The sequence below is a fragment of the Amycolatopsis tucumanensis genome, assembly GCF_021654135.1.
Lineage (GTDB): Bacteria > Actinomycetota > Actinomycetes > Mycobacteriales > Pseudonocardiaceae > Amycolatopsis_E > Amycolatopsis_E tucumanensis.
Window position 1 is genome coordinate 20,634 of record NZ_JAKGSD010000082.1, and the last position, 8,179, is coordinate 28,812.

Genomic DNA, 8,179 nt, shown 5'->3' on the forward strand with positions numbered 1-8,179 from the left:
AATATCGCCGTCAGGGAACACCGGTGCGAGCCGGAGCCCTGTTCGGACCTTTCGCCGAGAGGCGACCGCCGTGCCGGCCACCCACACGTCAGACAGGCCCCGGGCCACGCGTCCGGGGCCTTCGTCGTTACCACGTCCCCGGGCGCACGTGACCCAGCCCACCTGGGACGATGGAAGACACACGTCGTCCTGATGGAGGTCCGGTGTCCAATCCGAGCGGTCCGGTGCTCGTCGTCGACTTCGGCGCGCAGTACGCGCAGCTGATCGCCCGCCGTGTCCGCGAGGCGCAGGTCTACTCCGAGGTGGTGCCGCACACCGCCACGCGCGACGAGATCCTCGCGAAGAACCCCTCGGCGATCGTCCTGTCCGGCGGCCCCGCCAGCGCCTACTCGCCGGACGCGCCGGGCATGGACCCCGAGCTCGCCAAGTCCGGCGTCCCGATCTTCGGCATCTGCTACGGCTTCCAGGTCCTCGCCCAGGCGCTCGGCGGCACCGTGGAGGCCACCGGCAACCGCGAGTACGGCCGCACCGAGGTGCACATCCCGGCCGACGGCGGCATCCTGCACCGCGAGCTGCCCGAGCGGCACCAGGTGTGGATGAGCCACGGCGACAGCGTCACCAAGCCGCCTGCCGGCGCGAAGGTCACCGCGACCTCCGAGGGCGCCCCGGTCGCCGCCTACGAGAACGTCGACGACCGCATCGCCGGCGTCCAGTACCACCCCGAGGTCCTGCACTCGCCGCACGGCCAGGAGGTCCTGCGCCGCTTCCTGCACGACATCGCGGGCATCAAGCCGCAGTGGACCACGGCCTCGATCGTCGAGGAGCAGGTCACCCGCATCCGCGAGCAGATCGGCGAGGACGGCCGCGCGATCTGCGGCCTGTCCGGCGGGGTCGACTCCGCCGTCGCCGCCGCGCTGGTCCAGCGCGCCATCGGCGACCGGCTCACCTGCGTCTTCGTCGACCACGGCCTGCTGCGCCGCGGCGAACGCGCCCAGGTCGAGCGCGACTTCGTCGCCGCCACCGGGGTGAACCTGGTGACCGTGGACGCCCGCGAGCGCTTCCTCGGCGCCCTGGCCGGCGTCACCGACCCGGAGCAGAAGCGCAAGATCATCGGCCGCGAGTTCATCCGCGTGTTCGAGCAGGCCGAGCGCGACCTCAAGGCGCAGGGCGACTACCGCTTCCTCGTCCAGGGCACCCTGTACCCGGACGTCGTCGAGTCCGGCGGCGGCACCGGCGCGGCCAACATCAAGAGCCACCACAACGTCGGCGGCCTGCCGGACGACCTGCAGTTCGAGCTGGTCGAGCCGCTGCGGCTGCTGTTCAAGGACGAGGTCCGCCGCGTCGGGCTGGAGCTGGGCCTGCCGGAGACGATCGTGCACCGGCAGCCGTTCCCCGGCCCTGGCCTCGGTATCCGGATCATCGGCGAGGTCACCGCGGACCGGCTGGAGACGCTGCGCGCCGCCGACGCGATCGCCCGCGAGGAGCTGACCGCGGCCGGCCTGGACCGCGACATCTGGCAATGCCCGGTGGTGCTGCTCGCGGACGTCCGCAGCGTCGGCGTCCAGGGCGACGGCCGCACCTACGGCCACCCCGTGGTGCTGCGCCCGGTGTCCAGCGAGGACGCCATGACGGCCGACTGGACCCGCCTGCCCTACGACGTGCTGGAGCGCATCTCCACCCGCATCACCAACGAGGTCGCCGAGGTCAACCGGGTCGTGCTGGACGTGACCAGCAAGCCGCCGGGCACCATCGAGTGGGAGTGATCCGGACCTGACCTGGGGGCGGCGTGTCGCTGGCCGGCATCGCGTTGATCGTCGTGGCGGTGTTCCTGTTCCGCCGCGCGCGCAAGGCGGGCGCGCAGATCCGGGCCATGACCGCCACGCCCACCCTCAGGGTCGCGCAACTGGAGCAGATGCGGCGGATGGTTCCGCGGCCGCGACCCGAGGGCGGGTTCCGCAAGATCACCGAGGTGATCGGCGCCGCCCAGCCGGGTGCCGGCGGACTGCTGACGTCGGAGCTCAGCAAGACCCCCTGCGTCTGGTACAGCTACCGCGTCCGGCGGCGCTATTGGTTCCGCAGCGGCAAGTGGCACCACCGCAAGCGCTGGGAAACGGTTGCCGAAGGGCAGGCGCCGTCGAGCTTCGTGCTCGTCGATCCGCAGCGCCGCCCGATCGAGCTGGTCGCGGACGGTGCCCGGCCGGAGGCGGTGGAAAAGCCGGTCGATTCCTACCAGACCGATTTCCGGGCCGAGACGGTCGAGTTCCTCGGTCTCCAGTGGCCGCGGGGCCGGGGCACCCTCGGCTTCCACTACGAGGAGTGGATCATCCGGCCCGGCACCTGGCTCTACGTCCTCGGCGAAGCGCGCGACGTGACCGGCTCGCTGGTCATCGGGAAACCGGAGGACGGCAGCGATTTCATCATCGCCGCGAAACCGGAGGGCGAGCTGCGTGCGGGCCGGGGCCGTCGCCACCGCCTGCTCGGAGCCGCCGCCTGCGCGCTGGTCCTGGTCGGCCTCGCCCTGATCGTGACCGAATTCTGGATCATGGCTTGAAAAAAGGGAGCCGCGGAAACATCCGCGGCTCCCTTTTGGCCTGGCAACTCCCGGCGTCAGTCCCGCCGGCCTCCCCGCATCGACGCGCCCAGCATCAGCACCCCGACGAGCACCGCGCCGCCTGCGAGCACCCACTTCAGGTCGAAGGAGGGCAGCCACGAGGCGCCGTCGGACAGGACGTAGGCCGACACCAGCAGCGTCGCGATGCCGAGGATCAGCGTGACGACGTCCACCCCGCGCCGCCGCTCCGGCGGCGCCGGCGTCTCCGTGTCGTGGGCGTAGGGGTTCTCAGCCACGGCGCACCTCCAAGCTCCCGACGCCCTGGTCGGCCTTCAGCGTCAGCTGCAGCCCGCCCGGACCGTCGATCCCGTAGTCCACCCCGGTGATCGGGGCGATCCCGACCCCGTTGGTCTCGCGGCCGAAGCAGCTCACGTCACCGGCCTGCGACTCGCAGGAGTACGTGACGTCCGCCGTCGCCGGCACGCGGATCGTCGTGTCGCCCGCGCCGAGGTGCACCTCGGTCGTCACCGGCACGTCCGCGGGCAGCCTGGTCAGGTCCAGGTCCATCGTCCCGGCCGTGCGCTGGTAGCTCGGCAGCACCTCGGCCGCGCTCGTCGGCGTGGCCCGCAGGTCGCCCAGCCCGCCGGAGTAGTCGGCGACGGGGACCGTGGTGAGCGCGACGCCCGCGATCGACAGCGGCACCGCCAGCACGGCCAGCTTGCGGCCGCCACCGGCGAACGCGCCGGCCACCATCCCGACGCCCAGCACCCCGAGCACCAGCCCGATGACGTGCTGCGGCGAGAACCACGCCTCACCGGACGAACCGATGGCCGCGCCGATCCCGGCGACCAGCAGCGCGATGCCGAAGGTCGCGACACCGATCTTGCTCGTCCGCCGCGGCGCGCGCGGCGGTGGCGGCGGGGCTGGGGCCGGAGGCGGAACCGGGTCCGGCAGGTCCCATGCCATCGGGTCCGCGCCCAGCGGGTCCCACCCGGATTCGGCCCGCTCGGTGGTGCCCGGCGCGCTCATCGAGAACGCGGCGGGTCCGACCTCGGTGGCCACGCGGGTCACCGGCACCGGCCGGTTGACGTGCCCGCGGCCGCGGTGCAGCAGGTACAGCGCGGTGACCATCATCGCCGCGCCGATGATGCCGCCCCCGTCGAACCAGCCGCCGGCGAACGCCCAGCTGGACAGCGGGAAGAACAGGATGGCCAGCACGATCGTCATGTGCTTGGACATCGAGCTGCGGCCCTGGCCGAACAGCGACTCGATGGGCGACACCTCGTCGCCCTCGGCCGGGAACAGCAGCCAGCACAGCAGGTACAGCGAAGCGCCGACGCCGCCGAACACGGTCGCCGTCACGAACGCCACCCGCACGATCACCGGGTCGATGCCGTACCGGTTGCCGATGGCCGCCGCGACGCCGCCGATCTTGCCGCCCTTGGCGGGACGGCGCGGCCGGCTGGCCCAGAAGTCCTTCACGGTCTCCTCGAAACCGCCCAGGCCTTGCGGTTTCGGAGCCTCTGCCGTGTCGTTCATGGTGCCCAGCATGCGGCAGCGTGCCCGCGTGCACATCGGGGAACGACCCTGAGTTTGCGACGGCCGCGATCCCCGGGGTTTTCCCCGATGAATCGTGGTTGCGGCCGTGTGACCATGGCAGAACCATGGATCACGTGCAGGAGAAGCCGCGCACCGAGACCGGCATGCCGCTCCCGCGCTCACCGGGCGAGGGTGCGGTCGTGCCTGCCGCCGGGAGCGCGCTGGCGGAGGTCGACGAGCGGCCCAAGATGTATCGGCGCCGGTCGAGCCGGGTCGTGGCGGGTGTCGCCTCGGGCCTGGCCGACCACCTCGGCATCAAGGTGCTGTGGGTGCGCGCCACGTTTGCCATCCTGGCCGCGTTCGGCGGGGCCGGGCTGGTGGCCTACGGGCTGCTGTGGGTGTTCGTGCCGCAGCGGCGTCGCGAGGAGACCGAGACGCCGGCCACGCCGCGGGAGAAGCAGCAGGCCATCGGTCTGCTCATCCTGGGCGTCGGGCTGCTGGTCGCGGGCGGGGCGATCACCGGCGCGATCAACGGGTGGGTCGCGGTACCGCTGGCGCTGGCCCTGGTCGGCGCCGCGGTCGTGTGGCGGGAGGCCGACGAGTCGCAGCGCCGCCGCTGGCGGGACGGCGCGCGGTCCGGCGTCGCGGGCATGGTGCTCGGCGGCGGCGGGTGGTCGGCCGCGATCCGGATCCTCGCCGGTGTCGCGCTGGTGATCACCGGCATCGGGGTCGTCGTGCTGCGCAGCGGGTCGCTCGACCAGGTGCAGTTCGCGCTGCTCGCGGTGCTCGCGACGCTGGTCGGGGTGGCGGTGCTGACCGTGCCGTTCTGGCTGCGGATGGGTCGCGACCTGGGGGAGGAGCGCCGGGCCCGCATCCGCACCGAGGAGCGCGCGGAGATCGCCGCGCACCTGCACGACTCGGTGCTGCAGACCCTGGCGCTGATCCAGAAGCAGTCGGAGTCGCCCAAGGAGGTCGCGCGGCTGGCCCGCAGCCAGGAACGCGAGCTGCGCGGCTGGCTCTACGGCCCGTCCGGTTACGGGACGCCGGAGAAGAAGGGCGAGGACCGGTCGGTCGCGTTCTCCCAGGCGATCGCAAACGCTTGCGGCGAGGTCGAGGACACCTTCGCGATCTCGGTGTCGCAGGTCGTGGTGGGCGAGGCGCAGCTGGACGACCGGCTCACCGCGCTGGTCTTGGCGGCCCGCGAGGCGATGGTCAACGCGGCCAAGCACGCGGGGGTCGACGAGGTGAGCGTCTACGCCGAGGTCGAGCCCACGGCGGTCACCGTGTTCGTGCGGGACCGGGGCAAGGGCTTCGACCCGGAGACCGTGTCGGAGGACCGGCATGGCCTCGCCGACTCGATCCGGGGGAGGATGGAGCGCAACGGCGGCACGGTACGGCTGCGCACGGCGCCGGGGGACGGGACCGAAGTGCAGCTGGAGATGCCGGTGAAAGCCGATTCTGGAGGGACGCGTTGAGCGAGACACCGCAGCCGAAGGCCCCGATCAGCGTGTTCCTGGTCGATGACCACGCGTTGTTCCGGGCCGGGGTGCGCACCGAACTGGACTCGATCACCGACGAGGTGCGGGTGGTCGGCGAGGCGGGTTCGGTCGCCGAGGCGGTCGCCGGCATCGCCCGGACGAAGCCGCAGGTCGTGCTGCTCGACGTGCACATGCCGGACGGTGGTGGCGCCGAGGTGCTCCGCCGGGTCCGCACCGACCTGCCGGACGTCGTGTTCCTGGCGCTGTCGGTGTCCGACGCGGCCGAGGACGTCATCGCGGTCATCCGCGCCGGCGCCCGCGGGTACGTCACCAAGACGATCTCGTCGAAGGAGCTGGTGCGGGCCATCGCGCGGGTCGCCGAGGGCGACGCCGTGTTCTCGCCGCGGCTGGCCGGGTTCGTGCTGGACGCGTTCGCCGACCGCCCGGGTTCGGCGCCGATCAGCGACCCCGAGCTGGACCTGCTGACCCCGCGTGAGCGGGACGTGCTGCGCCTGCTCGCGCGGGGTTACGCCTACAAGGAGATCGCGTCGGAGCTGTTCATCTCGGTGAAGACGGTCGAGACGCACGTGTCCAGCGTCCTGCGCAAGACCCAGCTGTCCAACCGCTACGAGCTCTCGCGCTGGGCCTCGGACCGCAGGCTGGTCTGAACCAGCACCCGGCGCCGCAAGCGGGTCAGGGCGACTCCGGCGAGCACGACGGCGACTCCGGCGAGGATCCGCGGGTTGAGGTCCTCGCCGAGGAAGACCGCGCCGAGCGCCAGTGACACGACGGGCATCAGGTAGCCGACGGTGGATGCGGCGACCGCGCCTTCGGTCGCCAGCAGGCGATAGCTCAGCGCGAACGCGACGCCGGTGGAGAACACCCCGAGGATCACCACGGCGATCACCGGACCCGCGGACAGGTGCACCGGCGTGGTGCCACCGGCGGGCATCGCGAGCAGCGTGAACCCGGTCGCCGCGGTCATCTGCGCGCCCGCCAGCGCAACCGGCGACGAGCCGGTGCCGGACAGGTGCTTGCCCTCGTAGACGAAGACGAACCCGTAGCTCACCGCGGCGGCGACGCAGGCCAGCGCACCCCAGCTGAGCAGGCTGGATTCCTGCCACGGCGCGAAGATCAGCACGGTGCCGGCGAGCCCGGCGAACAGCCCGGCGAGCTTCGGCGGGTCGAGCCGCCGCTCGACGCCCATCAGCACGGCCATGAGCAGCGTCCACAGCGGGGTGGTCGCGTTCAGCACGCCGGTGACGCCCGAGCTGACGGTCTGCTCGCCGATCGCGAACAGCAGGAACGGCAGCGCGTTGTGGAACAGCGCGGCGACGAGCAGGTGCTTCCAGATCCGTCGTCCGGCAGGGAGGCGGTCGCGGGCGGCGTAGCAGAGCGCGATGAGGACGGCGCTGCCCAGGACGGTGCGGATGAGCACGATCTGGACCGGCGTGAACGCCTGCAGCCCGATCTTGATCCACAGGAAGCTCGATCCCCACATGAGTGCCAGCGCGGCCAGGCGCAGCAAGGTTTTCGTTTCTGCCACGGCGTTCACGATCGCGCCGGTGATCTGTAAGGACAAGCGAAAATCCCTACACGCTGCTGTTAGCAGAACTGTATTCTCGGGGCATGCTCGACGTCCGCCGGTTGCAGGTGCTGCGGGCCGTGGTGTCCAGCGGGTCGATCAGCGCGGCCGCGCGGAACCTCGGCTACACCCCGTCCGCGATCAGCCAGCAGTTGTCCACTTTGGAGCGAGAGACCGGCACGGCGCTGCTGGAGCGGGTCGGCCGCGGGGTGCGGCCCACGCCCGCGGGCGCGTTGTTGTCGCAGCACGCCGAGGTCGTGTTCGCGCAGTTGTCCAAGGCCGAGTCCGAGCTGGCCGACCTGAAGGCGGGCCGCACGGGCCGCCTGGCGATCCGCTATTTCGCGACGGCAGGCGCGTCGCTGGTGCCGCCCGCGGTGGCGGCCATCCGCCGCGACTACCCCGGCGTGCAGCTGGACCTGCGGCTGCTGGAGCCTGGTGAGGCGCTGCCGCAGGTGGAAAACGGGGACGCCGACGTGGCGATCGTGGTGTTCTCGGGCTCGTACTCGAAGCCGGGTGTCGAGCTGTGCCACCTGTTCGACGACCCGTACCGCGTGGCGCTGCCGAAGAGCCACCCGCTGGCCCGCAAGCGGGTCGTGGACCTGGGCGACCTGGCCGACGAGCCGTGGATCAGCAACGAGGGCGTGCCCGGCCCCTGCCGGGACGTGCTCATGGCCGCCTGCGGGGCCGCCGGTTTCGTGCCGAACTTCGTGATGGAGTGCGAGGACTACGCGACGGCGCAGGGCTTCGTCGCGGCCGGCCTCGGCATCAGCCTGGTGCCGGTGCTGGGCCTGGGCGCACCCCAGCCCGGCGCGGTGATCCGCCGGATCCGCAACCCGGAACCGATCCGCCCGATCCACGCCGCCGTGGCCACCCGGTCACGCGACCAGCCCGCGGTCCGCCACCTGCTGGAGGTCCTCAAGGACATCAAGAACGACGTCGCCGCATAAAGCCCCACCAGCACGACACCGCCGCCCGGCAACGCGACGCACCAACCCCCCCGAGCCACCCCTCTCCCGCAACCCGATC

Annotated in this window: 8 protein-coding genes; 5 read left to right on the forward strand and 3 right to left on the reverse strand. The window is 72.1% G+C overall.

Annotation, left to right across the window (positions count from 1 at the left end; all coding sequences use genetic code 11):
* Positions 1-203 precede the first annotated feature (203 nt).
* Positions 204-1,763, forward strand: coding sequence for a glutamine-hydrolyzing GMP synthase (gene guaA / locus L2C96_RS41515; RefSeq protein WP_308191239.1), 1,560 nt, complete (start codon positions 204-206; stop codon positions 1,761-1,763).
* 23 nt (positions 1,764-1,786) lie between these two features.
* Positions 1,787-2,551, forward strand: coding sequence for a GIDE domain-containing protein (locus L2C96_RS41520; RefSeq protein WP_237339993.1), 765 nt, complete (start codon positions 1,787-1,789; stop codon positions 2,549-2,551).
* A gap of 56 nt (positions 2,552-2,607) precedes the next feature.
* Here the strand turns inward: L2C96_RS41520 and L2C96_RS41525 are convergent, their stop codons facing one another.
* Together L2C96_RS41525 and L2C96_RS41530 are read right to left on the reverse strand one after the other, a co-directional pair.
* Complete coding sequence (locus L2C96_RS41525; RefSeq protein WP_020420052.1) at positions 2,608-2,847, reverse strand: hypothetical protein; 240 nt, start codon at positions 2,845-2,847, stop codon at positions 2,608-2,610.
* Positions 2,840-4,102, reverse strand: a complete 1,263-nt coding sequence (locus L2C96_RS41530) for a PspC domain-containing protein (RefSeq protein ID WP_020420053.1) — start codon at positions 4,100-4,102, stop codon at positions 2,840-2,842. Before L2C96_RS41530 ends, L2C96_RS41525 begins: the two co-directional genes overlap by 8 nt.
* Before the next feature lie 113 nt (positions 4,103-4,215).
* Here L2C96_RS41530 and L2C96_RS41535 point away from each other — a divergent pair, with 113 nt between their 5' ends.
* Complete coding sequence (locus L2C96_RS41535; protein WP_237339994.1) at positions 4,216-5,565, forward strand: ATP-binding protein; 1,350 nt, start codon at positions 4,216-4,218, stop codon at positions 5,563-5,565.
* On the forward strand, positions 5,562-6,236 hold the full coding sequence (locus tag L2C96_RS41540) for a response regulator (protein WP_020420055.1): 675 nt from the start codon (positions 5,562-5,564) through the stop codon (positions 6,234-6,236). The genes L2C96_RS41535 and L2C96_RS41540 overlap by 4 nt, the downstream gene beginning before the upstream one ends.
* On the opposite strand, the gene L2C96_RS41545 is transcribed toward L2C96_RS41540, so the two are convergent.
* Positions 6,194-7,114, reverse strand: coding sequence for a DMT family transporter (locus L2C96_RS41545; RefSeq protein WP_237339995.1), 921 nt, complete (start codon positions 7,112-7,114; stop codon positions 6,194-6,196). The two genes, L2C96_RS41540 and L2C96_RS41545, sit on opposite strands and share 43 nt — an antisense overlap.
* Positions 7,115-7,197: 83 nt before the next feature.
* Between L2C96_RS41545 and L2C96_RS41550 the strand changes: the two genes are divergently transcribed.
* Positions 7,198-8,100, forward strand: a complete 903-nt coding sequence (locus tag L2C96_RS41550) for a LysR family transcriptional regulator (RefSeq protein ID WP_020420057.1) — start codon at positions 7,198-7,200, stop codon at positions 8,098-8,100.
* Positions 8,101-8,179: the final 79 nt, after the last annotated feature.